At 62.0% G+C, this 16,728-nt stretch carries 18 protein-coding genes and 1 riboswitch; of the genes, 1 reads left to right on the forward strand and 17 read right to left on the reverse strand.

The window, feature by feature from the left end:
* Window positions 1-40: 40 nt before the first annotated feature.
* The 17 genes from EJA70_RS19095 to EJA70_RS19175 form a co-directional block, all read right to left on the reverse strand.
* Window positions 41-367: a low molecular weight protein tyrosine phosphatase family protein gene (locus EJA70_RS19095; RefSeq protein ID WP_008085617.1), complete on the reverse strand. Its 327-nt coding sequence runs from the start codon at window positions 365-367 to the stop codon at window positions 41-43.
* Window positions 364-558 (reverse strand): hypothetical protein, encoded by a 195-nt coding sequence (locus EJA70_RS19100; RefSeq protein ID WP_008085616.1) that lies wholly within the window; start codon window positions 556-558, stop codon window positions 364-366. Before EJA70_RS19100 ends, EJA70_RS19095 begins: the two co-directional genes overlap by 4 nt.
* 105 nt (window positions 559-663) lie before the next feature.
* Window positions 664-987: a gamma-glutamylcyclotransferase gene (locus EJA70_RS19105; protein ID WP_158832753.1), complete on the reverse strand. Its 324-nt coding sequence runs from the start codon at window positions 985-987 to the stop codon at window positions 664-666.
* Between the two features lie 67 nt (window positions 988-1,054).
* Window positions 1,055-1,963 carry an alpha/beta fold hydrolase gene (locus tag EJA70_RS19110; RefSeq protein ID WP_158832755.1) on the reverse strand — a complete coding sequence of 303 codons (909 nt, stop codon included), beginning with the start codon at window positions 1,961-1,963 and terminating at the stop codon, window positions 1,055-1,057.
* Window positions 1,964-2,030: 67 nt separating this feature from the next.
* Complete coding sequence (locus tag EJA70_RS19115; RefSeq protein WP_158832757.1) at window positions 2,031-2,417, reverse strand: cupin domain-containing protein; 387 nt, start codon at window positions 2,415-2,417, stop codon at window positions 2,031-2,033.
* A gap of 32 nt (window positions 2,418-2,449) precedes the next feature.
* Window positions 2,450-3,313, reverse strand: a complete 864-nt coding sequence (locus EJA70_RS19120) for an AraC family transcriptional regulator (RefSeq protein WP_008085608.1) — start codon at window positions 3,311-3,313, stop codon at window positions 2,450-2,452.
* Window positions 3,247-3,816 carry a hypothetical protein gene (locus tag EJA70_RS19125; protein ID WP_306109899.1) on the reverse strand — a complete coding sequence of 190 codons (570 nt, stop codon included), beginning with the start codon at window positions 3,814-3,816 and terminating at the stop codon, window positions 3,247-3,249. Before EJA70_RS19125 ends, EJA70_RS19120 begins: the two co-directional genes overlap by 67 nt.
* Entirely contained in the window at window positions 3,813-4,298 is a 486-nt protein-coding gene (locus tag EJA70_RS19130; RefSeq protein WP_158832759.1) for a GNAT family N-acetyltransferase, read from the reverse strand. Before EJA70_RS19130 ends, EJA70_RS19125 begins: the two co-directional genes overlap by 4 nt.
* A 45-nt stretch (window positions 4,299-4,343) precedes the next feature.
* Window positions 4,344-4,775 carry a VOC family protein gene (locus EJA70_RS19135; protein ID WP_158832761.1) on the reverse strand — a complete coding sequence of 144 codons (432 nt, stop codon included), beginning with the start codon at window positions 4,773-4,775 and terminating at the stop codon, window positions 4,344-4,346.
* Window positions 4,776-4,796: 21 nt separating this feature from the next.
* Window positions 4,797-5,474 (reverse strand): hypothetical protein, encoded by a 678-nt coding sequence (locus EJA70_RS19140; protein ID WP_158832763.1) that lies wholly within the window; start codon window positions 5,472-5,474, stop codon window positions 4,797-4,799.
* Window positions 5,475-5,489: 15 nt separating this feature from the next.
* Window positions 5,490-5,816: an isochorismate lyase gene (locus tag EJA70_RS19145; protein ID WP_158832765.1), complete on the reverse strand. Its 327-nt coding sequence runs from the start codon at window positions 5,814-5,816 to the stop codon at window positions 5,490-5,492.
* Window positions 5,817-5,848: 32 nt separating this feature from the next.
* Window positions 5,849-6,925, reverse strand: a complete 1,077-nt coding sequence (locus EJA70_RS19150; RefSeq protein WP_158832767.1) for an FAD-binding oxidoreductase — start codon at window positions 6,923-6,925, stop codon at window positions 5,849-5,851.
* Window positions 6,926-6,991: 66 nt separating this feature from the next.
* A complete protein-coding gene (locus EJA70_RS19155) occupies window positions 6,992-7,192 on the reverse strand; it encodes a PLDc N-terminal domain-containing protein (protein ID WP_158832769.1) in 201 nt (66 codons plus the stop codon).
* A gap of 50 nt (window positions 7,193-7,242) precedes the next feature.
* Window positions 7,243-8,163, reverse strand: a complete 921-nt coding sequence (locus EJA70_RS19160; protein ID WP_158832771.1) for an ABC transporter substrate-binding protein — start codon at window positions 8,161-8,163, stop codon at window positions 7,243-7,245.
* Window positions 8,160-8,519: a ferredoxin gene (locus tag EJA70_RS19165; protein ID WP_158832773.1), complete on the reverse strand. Its 360-nt coding sequence runs from the start codon at window positions 8,517-8,519 to the stop codon at window positions 8,160-8,162. Before EJA70_RS19165 ends, EJA70_RS19160 begins: the two co-directional genes overlap by 4 nt.
* Complete coding sequence (locus EJA70_RS19170; RefSeq protein ID WP_158832775.1) at window positions 8,519-10,456, reverse strand: TonB-dependent siderophore receptor; 1,938 nt, start codon at window positions 10,454-10,456, stop codon at window positions 8,519-8,521. Before EJA70_RS19170 ends, EJA70_RS19165 begins: the two co-directional genes overlap by 1 nt.
* Window positions 10,457-10,548: 92 nt before the next feature.
* Window positions 10,549-10,755, reverse strand: a riboswitch (cobalamin riboswitch).
* Window positions 10,756-10,854: 99 nt separating this feature from the next.
* Window positions 10,855-12,438, reverse strand: coding sequence for an EAL domain-containing protein (locus EJA70_RS19175; RefSeq protein WP_158832777.1), 1,584 nt, complete (start codon window positions 12,436-12,438; stop codon window positions 10,855-10,857).
* A gap of 254 nt (window positions 12,439-12,692) precedes the next feature.
* Here EJA70_RS19175 and EJA70_RS19180 point away from each other — a divergent pair, with 254 nt between their 5' ends.
* Window positions 12,693-16,484 carry an autotransporter outer membrane beta-barrel domain-containing protein gene (locus EJA70_RS19180; RefSeq protein WP_256677709.1) on the forward strand — a complete coding sequence of 1,264 codons (3,792 nt, stop codon included), beginning with the start codon at window positions 12,693-12,695 and terminating at the stop codon, window positions 16,482-16,484.
* The last annotated feature ends 244 nt before the right edge of the window (window positions 16,485-16,728 follow it).

Raw genomic sequence — 16,728 nt, forward strand, 5'->3', positions numbered from 1 at the left:
TTGAAATTGTTGAATTAAGGCTGCGATTTGCGCATGAAGCCTACGGGTTGAGGTAGGGCTTGACGGTGTCTTCGAGCAGGTCCACCAGCGCCGGGTCCATGAACGGGTAATCGTCGGGGATGTCCAGCGAGTAGATGCGCTTGTGCTCAAGCAGACGGGCGTATTCGGCCTGCAGGCGATTGAGGTGTTTGCGTTCCATGACGAAGATGAAATCGGCCCAGCGAATATCCGCCGGGCCGATCGTTTTGCGTGCGTTCGGGCTTGTGCCGGCGGAGCGGGCATTGAAGCCCTCACGGCGGCGCCAGATGGCCTCTGCCGTGGGGCTGCGCCACTGGTTGCGGCTGCAGACAAACAGAAGATTGGTCACGCTTGATCCAACAATTGGCGAGTGGAGCGAATGGGATAGCTCATGCCGAGTTGGCGTGCCCTGATCAACTTGTCGCCACGGGTGTACATCAGCTTCCAGTTCTTGGGCGGCTTGAACTTCAGCGGATCGGCCGCTTTGCCATTGCCGTGTTTACGGGCCTGCTGACGTCGCCAGGCGCGGGTTCTGTTCATGGTCATTTCCTCGTGAATACCGGGTTCAGCAGCCGCGGTAATACGAGTTGTGGCTATGGTAAGCGTGAATCGGTGCAGTGGCTAGGCGGCGATGGCGAATATTGATCAGCGCAAGGCGTACACGTTGGCTTCGATCAGCGTGCCGTCGGCCAGCGTCACGGCGGTCACAACCCGCTGGTACTCGGCGCCTTCAAACGCATCGAGGTCGTCCCAATGGGCAGGGAAGTTCTGCGATGAAAATACGAAACCCTCGATTACGTCGCCATCATCCGCAATCACCAGCCCCGGAAAGCCCATTTCGGCGCCCCAGCCCGCCTGCGTCAGTCGACCTCTGAGCGAGGCCGGCTGCCAGGTGCCACCGATGTTCTGCATGACATGCTCATTCGGCCGCCCCGGGCCCAGGGTTCCATAAACGAATAGACGCTCCACGTTAGTTCCTTGCGATCAAAAGAGTGGAATCCTGACGCATGGCGCGGGGCGCGGCAACGGCAAATCCTCACATCGCGATAAAGTCTCGAACGGCCTTGATCGTCGGCGCCGGCGCTTCCTCCATCAGCCAGTGTCCCGCTGCCGGAATCACCACCTCCGTGACGTTGTCCGCAGCGTTGCGCATCACGATCGCTTCGTTATTGCCGAAGGACTTTTCACCGCCGATGGCCAGCACCGGCATGCGCAGTTTTTGCTGCAGCACAGGTGCGTTGTCGATGGCGTCCTGGCGGATGCTGCGGAACTGCGCAAACGCTGCATGCATGGCACCGGGCCGGGCATAGAGTCTGGCGTAGTGTTGGCGAGTGCCCTCGTCGATTTTAGCGGGGGTGCCGGCGAACTCGTTCCAGAAACGGTCGAGGTAGATCCGCTCGCGTCCGGCCACCAGACGCTCCATGTCCGCACCGCCGAAATCGAAGTGCCAGAGCATCGGTGAGCGAACAATGTCGTTCCACGGCGTGATGCCGGGAACGGGCGCATCCATCACCACCAGCCGATCGGTGAGCTGCGGATAGCGCGCTGCATAGGCGAAGGCGACCATGGTGCCGATGTCATGGCCGATGACCACCGAATGTTCGATCTTCAGCGCGGCCAAAACGGCGCGAATGTCCGCCGCCTGAGTCTTCTTGTCGTAACCGTCTTGCGGGATCGACGACAACCCCATACCGCGCAGATCGGGCACCACCACCGTGTGATCACGCGCCAGATCCGCCGCGAGCGGCGCCCACATATCACCGGTATCGCCAAAACCATGCAACAGCACCACGGCCGGGCCTTTGCCGCCGACACGCACATGCATCGTCGCCCCGTCGGCCTTGATCTCCTGGGTGTGGAAGGTCGCGGGGAACGGCGTCACGTCGGCGTGGGCCGGCAGGCTCAGGGCGAGCAAGGTGAGAGCGGCAAGCAGTGGGCGCGTCATGTCGATGGTTCCAGGGCGGGGGGCGGTGGAGTGAGCGTAGACGCCTGCGCGAATTCCGACAGGGCTGTCAGATCCACACGTCATTATCGGCGGTGCGTTCGCCCCCCTCATCGCCCGTGTTCAACACACCCCGAGGCTCGATCATCATCACGCGGGCCTCACCCTCGGCGGCCGTGCGGTGCTCAACGCCACGCGGCACGACATACAACTCGCCCGGTTTTACGTAGACACAGCCTTCGCGCAAGTCAATGCGCAGCGTGCCCTCGATCACCAGAAACGCCTCGTCGGTGTCGGCGTGGGTGTGCCAGATGAATTCACCTTCGATGCGCACGACTTTGAACTGGTAGTCGTTCATTTCGGCGACGACGCGCGGGCTCCATTGGCGATCGATCAGCGCGGCCTTGTGCGCCAGGTTGACGGGTTGCAGGTTGGGTTTGGCGCAAGTGAAGTGCATGACGAATCCTCTAAGAGTCGGGAGTCGTCAGCCTAGCGAAGGGGTGGGTTGCGCGGCTTGTACGATCCTGCAAGTGGACGGTGCGCGCGCATGCGCTCCAGCCAGCGCGACGGCGATACGCCGTAACAACGGGTGAAGTGGCGGGTCATGTGGCTTTGATCATGGAAGCCTGCGGCCAGCGCGGCGTCGACCAGGCTGAAGCCGTCGAGCGCCAGGGCGCGGACTTGATCCAGACGGCGCAAGGTCACGAATCGATAGGGGCTGGTGCCAAACAGCACCCGGAAGTCGCGCGACAGGCTCCAGCGCTCGCGGCCGCTGGCGTGTTCAAGCATCTCCAGGGTAATCCCCAGGTCGAGGTGTGCCAGGATGAATTCCCGGGCCCGCTCGGCCGCCCGGTAATCCAGCAGTTTGCGCCCGCGCGGTTTGCCGGCGACGGCTCTCATGGCGGTGGCCAGATCAAACAGCGCGTCCTGTTCTTCCAGCGCGTCGAGCGGATGGTCCATGGCCTGGACAAACGTTGCGCTGGCCCGGTACAGGCGCGGATCGCTCGACAAACCGCCCGCAATGTAGGGCAGTGGCTCGCCGCCGAGGACCTGTTGAATCAGGGCCGGATCGATGTAGGCCATGCGATAGCGAAAGCCTGCCGCTGTGCCGGCGCTGCCGTCGTGCAGTTCATCGGGGTGCAGGATCAGCGTGTTGCCGGGTACGCCGTGACGCAGCGAGCCCTTGTAATGAAAGCTTTGCACCCCCGCCAGCGTGCGGCCGATGGAGTAGGTGTCGTGCCGGTGCGGGTCATAGCCATGCCCACCGAACCAGGCCTCGATTCGCTCTACCTGACCGGGTTGGGCATTGCGGATGACCCAGTCGGTGGCGGGGGAAGATTCGCGTCGATCCATTGTTTCAATGTCCGGTAGGGAAGGGCTGCACGGGAGGCCAGCGCCGAACTGCCAATCAGTGATTGTGCCACCTGCACGTCTTGCCGATTGAACGAGCAGTCAGCTGTCGTGGTGCCAATCTCGATCATCCCGGCACTGACGTCGAGGTCGCTGCCGTGCCCCCAGCGCAAGGGTGCGCCATACGCCACGAGGTCGTAGATCATGCTCTCGCCGAGCACTTGGTCGTTGCGATTATCATACAAGCGAAAAAATCGCGGGTATTCCCACCTGACGAACCAACTGCGCTCCAGTGATCCGTCCGGTGGCGACTGCGGATGAAACGAACTCGGCAACAGCCAAAACGGTTTGAACAGTTGCACGCGGAAGCAGCCGTCTGGACTGTAGTCAGCGGCTCCGTCGCGTTTGGCCAGGGCCTTCTCCCACCATTGGGACATGCCCCAGAGTCCGGCGTAGAAGACCAGCAGTCCGAGGATGGCCCACACGATTCGGCTTCTGCGGGTCATGACAAGCGCAGGCCCATCTCGATGGCGCGGTGCTCGAAGCCGAACTCCGCGTAAATCCGTATGGCGCGTTCGTTGAACGGCCAGACTGTCAGCCGCAAATCCTGGGCGTCGTGTTCGATGGCCCAGTCCTTGACGCGTTGCATCAGACCGCGACCGATGCCTTTGCCCCAGAACGGCTCGGCGACACACACCGAGCCAATGCGCACGACATTCTGCGGCTGCATCAGCGGCCCGGCGCTGGCCGACAGGTTGGCGGTAATGAACGCGGCGGCTTGACCATCGACAGTGGCGAGAAACGCCACTTGACCGGGTTTCTCGAAAATACCGGACCAGTGCGGTAAGTCACGCGAATAGTCTTCAGTGGCGGCTGCGTAGATGTCGGGGCGGGCGTCGTGGTGCACCGAATTGAGCAGTTGGCCCAACTCACACATCGTCAGTGCATCTTGCGCCGTGGCGATTCGGTAAATGATGGTGGCTTCCATGGCGGATAACGCTCCTTGAAGTTGGGGTGATCGTCGAGCGGTGTCTCAGCCAGGACAAATGGTTCGTTCGCCCAGGCGTTCAACCAATCGGACGAGATAGCCATCCGGGTCCTGGACGATGAATTCGCGCTGGCCGACCTCGACACTGTCAGCCCGATACCAGGTGTCTTTGCAGGCTCGGAAAAGGCCGAACCCTGCCTGCTCCAGATTGTTGAGGATGGGAGCAACTGCCACCACGTCGATCTGCAGGTTGATGCCTCGCCCAAACGGCTTGCTCAGCGCTGCAGTCAACCACTGCCCGGCGCTCGGATCAACCTGTTCAAGCATCACTTGCCCGCCATTCAGGTCGAGGTAGGCGAAGCCGTCTTCGGCGCGTTGGTAGGCGATATTGAATCCCAGGCAAGCCACCCAGAATGCCAGACTGGCTTGCAGGTCGCTGACCATCAGTTCCGGAACCAGTGTGTTGCGTTCGAGCATGAGTAGACTTCCGTTTCAAAGTTAATCGCCCGTCGCGAGGTACGCGTCCTGGGTGTCATGCAGTACGTGTGCCGTGTCGAGTGCGTGGCGGACGATGCGCAGTTCTTCGCCCGTGAAGCGTTTCCTGCCGATTTGCTGATACATGCCGCCGGGGTCGCTGTGCAAGGAGAAAAAACCGACAATCTGCTCCTCGGTGACCTCAAGAATCAACTCCATAAACGCTTCGTGCCTGGCGCTCGCGTTCAGGTAGGTCAAGCCGTCGACGACAGCAGTGCCACACGCGGTCAGCTCCTCCCACGTCAGCGCATTGTGCTGCAAATGCCATGCGCCTGAGTCCTCCGGCAGTGCGCGCAGCGCCGAGAGCAGGTTCTCGCGGGACAGAACACTGAGTTCAAAGCGATGTTTGCCCCTGCTCAGATGCATCGAGGACGCTGAAGATGGCACCGGCCTGACGACGCGGGCTTGCAACAAGTAGCTATGGGCGATTTCCGAGGGTTGTTCACTCCAGCCATTCAAGTCCGAAACGGGCGGGCACCAGATGAGCTGCAGGGTTTCACCGATGTGCAGCGTGTCGTGGTGGTCGAAATACGCGAAGGTTGTTTGACCCGCGCGCGGCACAATGTCCGCAAGCTGGATAATCGGCGCGCTGTAGTCAATGCCTTGGTCGAGGGACCAGAACATCGGGCTGTAGATTTTCATCGTCGAACACTCGGGTTACTGCGGGGAGTCCGATTGAAGCGCCGCCCAATGCTTCATCTCTTCAGCGATGAAATGGTTGACCAGATCGCTGTACATTTTCTCGATGGCATCCGGGTTCAAGCCCTCGGCCTCAGCCCATTCACGACGGATCGCCAGCATGGCGTTGAAGCGCTCCGGCGCACGCACCGACGTCGCCGAGGTCTTGAATTTCGAGGCCGCCAGCACGTACTGAAAGCGCTGGCCCAGCAGCTCGATGACCTGGTGATCGAGTCGATCGATTTCTCGGCGAATGTCCTGCATGTTGGCGCAGTCGGCGGGGGGGATTGGCTTGATGACGTCCATGTGCATTCTCTTTAAAAGTGCGCAAGTGTAAATCAAACACTTGTCGATTTTTCCAGGAATCGTTGCGGACGGCACGGCACCAGCGCCGCTGCGAGCGCTCCATCGACGATCTCTTCGCTGACCAGACGACCCACCGTCGCTGCCAAGGTAACGCCGGGATGCATGACGCAGACGTAGGCGCCGCCGATGCCGGGCAGATAACCGACAATGGGCACGCCGTCTTCAGGCATGGGCCTGAGCCCGATGCACGCGGCTTCCGGCTCGATGGCGGTGATCGCGCCAAGTTCGTGCTGAATGGCTTTGGCGGTTTGTAGCGCGATGGCCATGGGCTGATGCTCGGGCGCATCGCTCACGTAATCTTCTGCGGCGAGCAATGTTCCATCGGCGCCCTGGCGCACTTCCATGGCAGGGCTGGAGATGATGCCGTTGACCATATCCGCCTGAGCCTTGTAGCGGATGAACATCGCCGGGGAGGCTGCCAGTGGCAGGCTGATGTTGAGCATTGCTGCCAGGGGGAGGGTGCCGGTGCCCGCTGCGAGAATCACCGTATCGGCAGCGATGCTGCCCGTTGCGGTCTCGACGCCGGTCACGGTGGAGTTTTGCGTGGTAAACCCCGACACCGGGGTCTGCGTCAGTAACTTCGCGCCAAGCGCCTGAGCGGCGGCGATCAGCACATGGGTCGCCTGTACCGCGTCGAGCGCACCTTCTTCAGCTTTGTACAAAGCCTGCTGCGGAGGATGTTTGAGGTTGGGCTCAAGGCGCTGAATCTCGGCGCGCGATAATAGCGATACTGACGCCGAGGCGCCGCAAGCCTTTATCACGTCTGCAGAATAAGACAGCGCACCGGTCCAGCGAATGTTCAGCGCTGGCAGCTGTGTTTCGAGACGGTGGTACGCGTCGATCGCCGTGCCACGCAGCAATGCGATCGGGTCGTGCCCGAGGTGGGTGGTGTTGATCCATGCAAATGAACGCCCGGTGACACCGCTCGCGATCTCACCGGCCTCGATCACCGTAACCTGCGCGCCTTTCGCCGCCAGGTGATACGCCAGCGAGGCGCCGACGATGCCGGCGCCAATCACCACGATGCGCTTGTTTGCTCCCTTGCCCATGCCCGCCACCTCCGTGTTGTCGACCGATGACGGTACTACAACCGGAGTTCAGGGTGGTTGGCAATATCAGGCAGAAGTGTGGGTGACATGCTTGGGCCCGGCCAATGCCCACGCAATCAAGCCGAACAGCGGTACAAACACGATCAATACGATCCACACGCCCTTGTTACTCGATTTTCCCTCGCTCTTGCGCACCCGATTGATGGCCCAAAGCTCGATAAGCAGAAGAACTGCCGCCAGTACGATCCACACGGTTTCGATATGCATTGGCTACCTCCTGATGGTCTATGCGTTAGGTGGCGTGTGGCGGGGCGGGTTCATTTATTTTTATCGAGCGCCGCGAGTTTGCGCGCCAGATCGAGCGCAACCCGCCCGCTGTTCAGCGTGGGCAGCAAGTGCGTGAAGGGGATGTCGATCAGGCGGTTTTCGTGCACGGCACGCAGTTGCGACAGCACCGGATCGTGGCTCAGCAGATAGCGTTTGCGGCGGGCCGGTGACCATTCGGCGTCGGCTAGCAGGATCACGTCCGGGTCGCTGGCGAGGAGGGTTTCGCGGCTCACCGTCACCCGGTACAAATTAATCTCGGCGAACACATTGCGGGCGCCGGCAGCGGCCAACAGCGGGGTGACGAAACCGCGCTGGCCTTCGCTGTCGAGGCCTTTGACTTCGCTGTCGAGATAGAACACCGACAGCGGTTTTTCCGTGCCGACCAGCGCACGCACGCTGACGAGGTCCGCGTCCATGGCGTCGATCAGTTGCCGAGCCTGCTGCTGTTTGTCGAGTAACTGGCCCAAGGTCAGCAGGTCGTTGCGCACATGCCCGAAGTAATCCAGTGAATGCCCGGCGCAGGCCGACTCCAGCAAGTACGAGCCGACGCCGTTGCGCGCCAGCCCCGAGCGCGATGTCACGCCGTCACCAAACGCGGTGGCGAAGCCGCCGATCACCAGGTCCGGCCGCTGCGCGTACAGCACCTCGCTGGCCGGGTACTGACGGGCGATCACCGGCACGCCGAAGTACTCAGCCTGACGCTGGCCGGAATCGGTGTCGTCCAGATACGCCACGCCAACCAGCGCAGGCCCGGCCCCCAGCGCCAGAACGATGTCCGCCGCGTGCTGATTGAGCGCGACGATCCGTGACGGCGGCGCGGCGTTCCAGGTTTCGCCGCAGTTGCGGTAACTGTCGGCCAATACCGGTGCTGTGCCGAGCAGGGCTGCCAGGCATAACCCAAGCGTTTTCATGGCTGCGCTCTGATCAGCAAATCCTCGACCACCTCACCGCCGACCAGATGCACCTCGACCAACCGCTGCACGTCAGCCTTGCTGTGCACGCCATACCAGCACGTCTCCGGGTACACCGTCAGCACCGGCCCCAAATTGCACGGAAACTGACAATGCGTGCGCGTCAGCAACACGCCGCCCGGCGTCTCGATGCGGTCATGTTCCAGCAAGTGCCGGCGCAGGGTTTTCCATAACTGCTGGGCACCGCGCTGAGTGCAGCGCGGGCCGGTGCAGATGAACACGTGGCGGGCATGCGGCGGCACGTGCGACCAGTCCGGGTGCGTGTCGACGCCGTCGATGGTTTTGATCTCACTCATCAGAAGCGATACGTGTAGCGCACTTCGGAGGTGAGCGGCCGCCCGAGGTTGTCGACGTTGCTCGAACGGCTGGTGACGTAATCGCGGTCGAACAGGTTTTCCACCAACAGGCTGACGCGGTGCTGATGGGCGCTGTCGAGGTAGCGATAGGCGTCGGCATCCACCACCGAATAATGACCGTACTCGACCTGCTTCGAACTGGTGATGTCGCGGATATAACGGATCGCTCCGCCAGCGCCCCACAGGCGATTTTCCGACTCATAACCCACGCGCGAGCGGGCGAAGAAGCTCGGAATGTCATTGATGGTCACGCCCGTGCGCGACTCGGTGAGGTTGCGGGTCATGTCCGCCTGCACACTCCATTGGTCATTGAGCGCCAGTTTGGCGTCGGCCTCGAAACCGCGCATGCGGATCTGCCCTTCACCGTTGACCCACTGAATGTCGTCGAGGGTTATCAGGTCGTCGATCTTGCGTTTGAACAGGGTCACGCTGGCGCTGAATTCGCGGTCGAGCAAAAAGCCTTTGTAGTCGAGGCCCAGCTCGGCGTTGCGGCTTTTTTCCGGTTTGAGGTTGCGGTTGCCGAGCTCGTCGCCCGGTTCGTTGACGAACAGTTGCTCGGCATTCGGCAGCTTGTAGGCGCTGCCGTATTGACCGCGCAGCGACCAGTTGTCGTTGAGGTCATACAGCGAAGTGAGCATGCCGACCGTGGCGCTGTCGCCGCCGCCCATGGCCTCGTGACGGACGCCGATGCTGGGATGCCAGTCGGGCAGGGCGTCGATCTGCGGGCGCAATTGCGTATAGATCGCGTGGGCTTCGGCCTTGTCGTTGTCAATGATCAGCACATCGTCCTGACCCTTGAACCATTGGTTGTCGCTGCCGAACACCAGCACATGGCCGCCGGGCAGTTCAGCCTTGCCTTCGGCCTGCACGCCCCAGTCAGTGAAACCCCAGTAGTCGTTGTGATTGATGACTTTGGTGGCGCCGCCCTCGACATTGTTGACCCGGGTGTAGCGCGTGTCCCAATCGTTGATGTGGCCTTTGACGAAGTAGCTGAAGCGCTCGTTGAGGCTCTGTTCGAACGTCGCGGTAGCGATCTGCTGCACACGGTCGTTGGTGGTGTTGTGATTGTCCACCGGGCGGGCGAAATCGAGGTTGGCGTCGGCGTATTGATAAAACAGCTCCAGCCGCGAATCGTCGCCGAACGACTGGATCGCCTTGCCACCGAACGTGGTGACTTCGTAGGCACGCTTTTTCTCGGTGACGTTTTTCAGGTCGCGGTTGCGATACGGTTGATAACCGTCGGAGACGTTGTGGCTGACGTACGCCAGCAAACCCAGATCGCCAAAACCGTTGGTGAAAATGTTCTCCACTCGCGCGTCTTCGGTGGTGCCGCCGAAGGTGTCGACGCCCAGATTCACTTCGCCCATGGCTTGGCGCGACTGCGGGCTGCGGGTGACGATGTTGATCACCCCCGACACCGCTTGTGTGCCGAACAACAGGCTCTGCCCACCCTTGAGCACTTCGATGCGCTCGATCGCGTTGGCCGGCAGGGTGTCGAGATAGAGGCCGCCGTACAGGCGATTGTTCAGGCGCACGCCGTCGAGCAGGATCAGCGTGTCGTCATTGCGCCCGCCCAGCAGCGAATAAGTGCCGTAGTCGAACGGGCCGTTTTTCGGCGCGACGTAGAGGCCGGGAATGAACATCTGCATGACCCGGCTGACGTCGGCACTCGGCCCGGCGCGTTCGATCTGTTCGCGGCTGACGATTTCGACTTTGCTGCCGTAATGCGCCATGTCGGCGACGGTGGTGGACTCCACCGACGGGGCGGAAACGATTTGCTGATTGAGTTCCAGCGCCGTGTCGTCGGCCAGCAACAGAGGGCTGAACAGGCAGCCAAACAGAAGGGTTGGAGCAGAGGTGTTGAAAGGTCGAATCATTGTCTTCTCGAAAAGGATCTTCGCAGAAGAGCATGCAGGAGAAGGCATCGCGCACAGCCAATACCGGCCCATGCCCGCCCACCGCAGGATTTTGCCAAACAGACATTTCGGGCCGGTCTCCGGGCTCGCGCGTATCGAGGCTTTCACCTTCCCATGGCCGTCTGGCCACAGTGGTTTGTTGAAAGCATCACGCGCCTACCGTTGCGGGGGCAGCACCGGACTTGTTCGATTCGAACGTACCGGTTTCCCGTTTCATCCCATGCACGGCGGCATGGGACACCTGAAACAGGGCGGCATCTGAACATTCGAAAGACCGTTCGTCAACTTCTGCGCACCTTCGGCAACTACTACGGTAATCCACGCAACTTCATGGTCTCGGTCAAGGCGCGCTTCTAACCTCAGGCCACACCCTCCAGCGCCGCGTGGTCGATGACCACGTTGGCGCGCGTTCGATAAAAGCGCAGAAACTCCTCGGCCGGCATCGGTTTGCCGAACAGCCAGCCCTGGCCGTAATGCACGCCGTGGTCGCGCAGGTAATCGCGTTGCGCCTCGGTTTCGATGCCTTCTGCGACGATCTTCAACCGCAAGCTTTTGGCCATTTCGATGATGTGCCCGGTCACGGAGCCGGTCGCCGCATCCTGATAAATGTTGTCGACGAACGACTTGTCGATCTTCAGCACGTCCAGCGGCAATTGCTGCACATGCTGAAGGCTGGAAAACCCGGTACCGAAGTCGTCGATGGCTGCCAGATAACCGAGCGAGCGCGCCTGATTGACGGTGGCGCGGGCGGCGTCGATATCGACAAAACCGCGTTCGGTGGCTTCCAGCCAGATCTGCTTCTGCTGCACGCCGGCGTTGCGGGCAGCCGCTTCCAGACCGGGCAGGAAACGACCGCTGCTGACATCCCTGGCCGCCAGATTGATCGCCACGTGCAGTTGCCGTTCCTTGACCAGCAGCGGACCGAGGTCGCGCATCACCGCATCGATCACCTGATCGGTGATCGGCAAAATCAGGCCACTGTCCTCGGCCAGCGGAATGAACGCATCGGGGCGCACCAGCGTGCCGTCCGGATGGCGCCAGCGCACCAGTGCTTCGGCGCCGACACAGGCGCCATCGCTGAGGCTGACGATCGGTTGGTAGTGCACGATGAACTCGCGATTGCGCACCGCCAGTTTCAGCTCGGCCAGCGGCGACAAGCGCTGCCGGGTGCGGCGGATGATCAGCAACATCAACACACCGGCGAGCAAGCCGCCAATCGGCAACAGCAGCATTTCCCGGCGGACCAGCCCCTGCATCAATTCATGGCGCGACAGCGTGGCGATGGCCACCCAGTCGCCGTTGTGCACGAGGGTGTACAGATAACCGTCTTCAAGGCCTGCGTGCGGGCCTGAGTGCACTCGACTCAGAAAATGCTCGGCCCCCGGGCGCGAGGCGCTGACCAGTTGGCCGGTCGCGGTCGCGACCGCCAGATGCAGATCGTCTTCGAGCATCACCTGGAGGAATTGCTCAGGGTCGACCAGCACATTGAACGCTGCATATTGCAGGGCCATCATCGGTTTGGCCGGGACGATGCGTGACTGCACACCGAGCGACACGCGCACGCCATCGGCGCTGGTGAAGTCTTCGCGCCAAGGGACGGCGTGATGACCGACCGGCCCCCAGGAACCGCAGGCGTAAATCTCTTCCTCGACATAGCCGACTGACTTCACCGAGAAGGTGTTGATGGTCAGCAGGCGCATCTCATCGATGCTCTCGGGCGTGCACGGTACCAGGTGGGAACCGGCGATGGCTTTCAGCGCCCCGGCGGCTTCGTTGAACGTGCCGTTGGCGCGGCTGGAGGCCACGGCGGCGAGGGTTTCCAGACGCTGCTGAGCAGACGCCAGATTGAGCATCCAGGCGAGGTAGCCCATCAGAATCACTGGCAGCAAGACACACGGAAACCCCAGGAGAATGCTCCCCCAGACGATGCGTTTTTTGTTCATTTGTCGCCACCTTGGCCACAGGCCTGTGACGTGCGCACAGCACGGCTGTATCCAGCAAAGACAGAGTACGGCGGCAGCGGTTTACCGATATTGCTGCAGATCAATGTCGGTGATGAATGGATTAAGCCTCGGCGCGGTTTTGCTCCTTCTTTGGAAATAACTACTAAGGTCTATAGCTGTGATCAGCAGGCAACATTCAAGTGGCGCCGAGCGTGGCCCGTTCGCCGTGGATAACACCGGACAAGGAGGTTTTCATGCAACGTGTTTGCGAGCACTCCATCGGCGGGTTTGCCCCGCATTTGCTGCGCAGTGCCGTGGTGGTCGCCATGACCAATGCGCTGATGCTGACAGACGCGCAGGCCGCCTGCGGACCGCTGGCGGCGGGTGCCTATAACGTCTCGCAAACCTGTATGCCCGCTGCGACTGTCGATGCGGCGATCAGTACTCAAGCGGGGACGAGCATTACCACCACGGCGGGGTCGTCACTGCTCAGCCGCGGCAACAACGCCAACACCACGCTGACCCTCAGCGGCACGACGATCGACAGCACTCCGCCCACGGCCGCGAACGCGGTGTTTGCCAACGTGATTGGCAGCACCGGCAACGCTGACCTGTCCGTCGATGGCGGTACCAACACGGTCAACGTCGGCGGGAGTGGGCTCGACGCCCTGGCAATCACCAACGCCGGCAGCGGGTCGTCGACGTTCTCGGTCAGTTCCGGCACCACGCTGAATATTCTCAACAGCGTGGTCGGCAACGAGCACGATGGCATCGACATCAACGCCAGCGGCGGCGGTGCGATCAACCTCAGCCATCAAGGCAGCGGGCAAATCACCTTGCTTGGCGGTAACGGCATCTGGACCAAGGCCACCGGCAGTGGCGAGAGCAACGTCAATGTGGGTGCCGGGGTGAGTATTCTGGTGAACAACGACGATGCGCTGTCTGCCGGGCTGCCGATCATCGACGATACCTTGCCGACTGCCGGCATCGGCAACCACGCCGGGGTTCACACCCGAGCGGTCAACGGCAACACCACCGTGGTGAGCGCCGCCAGCGTGCAAGCCATCGGCATGAACGCCTTCGGCCTCTTCACCGAAGGCGGCGCCGGCAATACCCGCCTGACCAATAACGGCACCCTCAGCACCAATGGCCTCAACGGTTTCGGCATTCGTTCCTTTTCCACGGTCGGCAGTATCGCCATCGTCAACAACGGTGCGATCACCACTACCGGCGGTGCCGCCCACGGTATCTACGCCAACGACAACGTCGGTGGCAGCGGGTCGATCAGTATCGACAACAACGCGCCGATCACGGTGGGCAGCACCGCGAACACCGCCGGTTCAAGGGCGATCTACATCATCAAGCGCGGTACCGGCGATGCGACGGTCACCGGCAGCGGCAATCTCAGCGTACTGGGCAGCCCCAACACCACGCGGGCTTACGGCATCATCGTCAGCGCTGAAAACAACAACGTGCTGATCGATTATTCCGGCGACATTTTTGCCAGTGGTTTTGGTGCGGGCGGCATTCGGGTCGACTCGACCGGTGGCAACGTGCGGGTCAACTATTCCGGCGACCGCATCGAAACACTGCACAGCAACGCCAACGGCATTTATGTCTCGACCCAGGCGCCGACGGGCACGGTCGACGTCAACGCTGGCGGCACGATCATTACCCATTCCGATGCCGGCTCAGGCGACGGCACCGGCATCGGTTCGTTTGGCATACAGGCGCTGACTGTGGGGGGCAATGTCGGCGTCACGTTTACCGGGCCACTGATCGATGTCAACGGCGCTGGCGCGGCGATTCTGGCGGGCAATGCGTTCAACGCCGGCAGCGGCGTCGGCACGCTGAACGTCAGTAACAGCGGTGAGTTGATCGCGCGCGGCGATCAGCAGCGCGGTATTCGCACGTTGTCGGTCAGCGGCAGCCAAACCATCGTCAACAGCGGGGCGATCCAGACGCTTGGCGTCAGCAACAGTCAGGGGATTCTTGCGCAGGCTTCAGGCGCGGCGAGCCTTTCGCTGACCAACAGCGGGGCGATTACCAGCAAGGGCAGCGGCTCGTCAGCCATCGACGCGCTGACCGAGGGCGGCACGGTCAGTGTCAGCAACACCGCGACCCTGCAAGGTGGGCGCGCAGACAGCAGCGGCGTGGCCCTCGGCGGTGCGACGCAAACGTTGAACAACGCCGGCACGATCGGCGCGCTCAGCGATGTCGCGGTGCGCGCCGATGCGACCACGCCGGGCACGGCGTTTTCGCTGAACAACACCGGGCAGATGACCGGTTCGGTGAATGCGGTGAGCGCCAGCAGTAACGTCAGCAACAGCGGCACCTGGACGCTGCGCAACTTTGTCGACAGTAGCGGTAGCGGCACGCGTGATACCTGGGGTGTCGCCACCGGTGATCTCGGTTCGGCCGGCAACAACAGCATTGATAACAGCGGGGTCATTCGCTTGGCAGCGCAACCGGCGACGGGCATCGCCAACTTCACTGCCAGCGGTGCCTATTTGCCCTTGGGCCAGGCGGCCAACACGCCGACACCGGGCGGTGCGGTGCAGGGGCAATTGCTCGGGGTGAGCCGTTTCACCCACAGCGGCACCCTCGACCTGGCCGCTGGCGGGAACACGGTCGGCAATGTCTTGCTGATCAGCGGTGCGAACACGGCCGGCACCGACGGTGGCGGGGTCTTCGTGTCCAACGGCGGCAGCCTGTTGCTCAACACCACGTTGAACGGCGGCGGGGTGAACAGTCGCTCGGACATGCTGGTCGTCGACTCGACCATCACCGGCAGCGGCGGCGCCACCGGATTGGCAGTGAGCAATGTCGGTGGGCAGGGTGAGTTGACTCAGGGCAACGGCATCGCTGTCGTCGAACTGCTCAATAAAACCGAGGCGGCCAGCGACCCCAACGCGTTCCGCCTGGCCCGCCGGGTGGTCGCCGGGCCGTATGAGTATCGCCTGCAACAAGGTGCCGAGGACGGCAGCGCCAAGGACACCTGGTACCTGCGCTCGGATGCGCCGACCCCGGATGATCCGCCAGGCCCTGATCCCGAGCCAACGCCTGCGCACGTGCCCAATTACCGGCCGGAAGTGTCGTTGTACGGCGCGGTTCCGGCGCTGGCGCTGGTCTACGGCCGGACGATGGTCGACACCCTGCACGAGCGCGTCGGCGAAGAACGCCTGAATGCCGGCGATCCGTTGCCCAAGGACGATGAATCCACGCTGGCGCCGTCCATGGGCTGGGGGCGGGTGATCTATCGCAGTGGTAAACAGGATGGCGACACTAAAAACGCCTTGGGCAATACGCCCGAATACAACTACGACCTGACGGCTTTTCAGGTCGGCACTGACCTTTATCGCAAGGTCAGAACCGATGGCAGTCACGAGCAGGCCGGGATTTCCCTGTCGGCCGGCACGATCGACGCCGGCGTCAGCCACTACACCCGTCGCGCCGCCGGCGAAGACACCTTGCGGGCTTACGGCGTGGGCGCCTACTGGACGCACTTCGGCCCGTCCGGCTGGTACCTGGACGGTGTGCTGCAGGTCAACCGCTTCGACATCGAGGCCAAACCCAACGACCTCGGCAAACTGAAAACCCGTGGCTGGGGCTACACCGCGTCGCTGGAAAACGGCTACCCGTTCGAGGTCGACAAGGACTGGTACGTCGAACCGCAATTGCAGGCGATCTACAGCTATGTCGACCTCGACAGCAGCGATGACGTCGGCGCGAAAATCCGTTTTCGCGACGTCGACTCACTGATCGGCCGGGCCGGCGTGCGCATCGCCAAGGACTGGGACACCGAAGGCGTCGATAAAAGCGCACGGCGCACCAACGCGTGGATACGGCCGAGTGTCTGGCATGAATTCAAGGGCCAGCCGAAGACCGAGTTTTCCTCCGAGTCGGGTTACATCCCGTTCGAGTCGGACATTCAAGGCACGTGGGGCGAGGTCAACGTGGGCGTGGATTACCAGGCCAATCGACGCACCACGTTTACCGCGTCGGCGGGATATCGCCAGGGCTTTGATGGCGACAGCCACGGGTGACGCGATGCTCGGGTTCAAGATCAATTTTTAGGTACCCCAGACAACCCCGCGCAGCACTGCAAAACCCTGTAGGAGTGAGGTTGTTCGCGATGCGGTGGGTCAGTCGGTATCGTCGGTACAGGTAATCCGCTATCGCGGGCAAGCCCGGCTCCCACAGGATTCTCTGGTGCGCATAACCCAGCGCAGCACTGCAAAACCCTGTAGGAGTGAGCCTGCTCGCGATGCGGTGGGTCAGTCGGTATCG

The sequence above is a fragment of the Pseudomonas sp. PB103 genome (assembly GCF_009764635.1).
GTDB lineage: Bacteria > Pseudomonadota > Gammaproteobacteria > Pseudomonadales > Pseudomonadaceae > Aquipseudomonas.

What these genes read in the sequence shown, in the direction of transcription:
- EJA70_RS19135 (WP_158832761.1), bottom strand. Translation starts at nt 4,775, where the DNA reads ATGCTCGAACGCAACACACTGGTTCCGGAACTGATGGTCAGCGACCTG.
- EJA70_RS19130 (WP_158832759.1), bottom strand. Translation starts at nt 4,298, where the DNA reads ATGGAAGCCACCATCATTTACCGAATCGCCACGGCGCAAGATGCACTG.
- EJA70_RS19175 (WP_158832777.1), bottom strand. Translation starts at nt 12,438, where the DNA reads ATGAACAAAAAACGCATCGTCTGGGGGAGCATTCTCCTGGGGTTTCCG.
- EJA70_RS19180 (WP_256677709.1), top strand. Translation starts at nt 12,693, where the DNA reads ATGCAACGTGTTTGCGAGCACTCCATCGGCGGGTTTGCCCCGCATTTG.
- EJA70_RS19150 (WP_158832767.1), bottom strand. Translation starts at nt 6,925, where the DNA reads ATGGGCAAGGGAGCAAACAAGCGCATCGTGGTGATTGGCGCCGGCATC.
- EJA70_RS19165 (WP_158832773.1), bottom strand. Translation starts at nt 8,519, where the DNA reads ATGAGTGAGATCAAAACCATCGACGGCGTCGACACGCACCCGGACTGG.
- EJA70_RS19140 (WP_158832763.1), bottom strand. Translation starts at nt 5,474, where the DNA reads ATGAAAATCTACAGCCCGATGTTCTGGTCCCTCGACCAAGGCATTGAC.
- EJA70_RS19155 (WP_158832769.1), bottom strand. Translation starts at nt 7,192, where the DNA reads ATGCATATCGAAACCGTGTGGATCGTACTGGCGGCAGTTCTTCTGCTT.
- EJA70_RS19115 (WP_158832757.1), bottom strand. Translation starts at nt 2,417, where the DNA reads ATGCACTTCACTTGCGCCAAACCCAACCTGCAACCCGTCAACCTGGCG.
- EJA70_RS19110 (WP_158832755.1), bottom strand. Translation starts at nt 1,963, where the DNA reads ATGACGCGCCCACTGCTTGCCGCTCTCACCTTGCTCGCCCTGAGCCTG.
- EJA70_RS19145 (WP_158832765.1), bottom strand. Translation starts at nt 5,816, where the DNA reads ATGGACGTCATCAAGCCAATCCCCCCCGCCGACTGCGCCAACATGCAG.
- EJA70_RS19100 (WP_008085616.1), bottom strand. Translation starts at nt 558, where the DNA reads ATGAACAGAACCCGCGCCTGGCGACGTCAGCAGGCCCGTAAACACGGC.
- EJA70_RS19160 (WP_158832771.1), bottom strand. Translation starts at nt 8,163, where the DNA reads ATGAAAACGCTTGGGTTATGCCTGGCAGCCCTGCTCGGCACAGCACCG.
- EJA70_RS19120 (WP_008085608.1), bottom strand. Translation starts at nt 3,313, where the DNA reads ATGGATCGACGCGAATCTTCCCCCGCCACCGACTGGGTCATCCGCAAT.
- EJA70_RS19170 (WP_158832775.1), bottom strand. Translation starts at nt 10,456, where the DNA reads ATGATTCGACCTTTCAACACCTCTGCTCCAACCCTTCTGTTTGGCTGC.
- EJA70_RS19125 (WP_306109899.1), bottom strand. Translation starts at nt 3,816, where the DNA reads ATGACCCGCAGAAGCCGAATCGTGTGGGCCATCCTCGGACTGCTGGTC.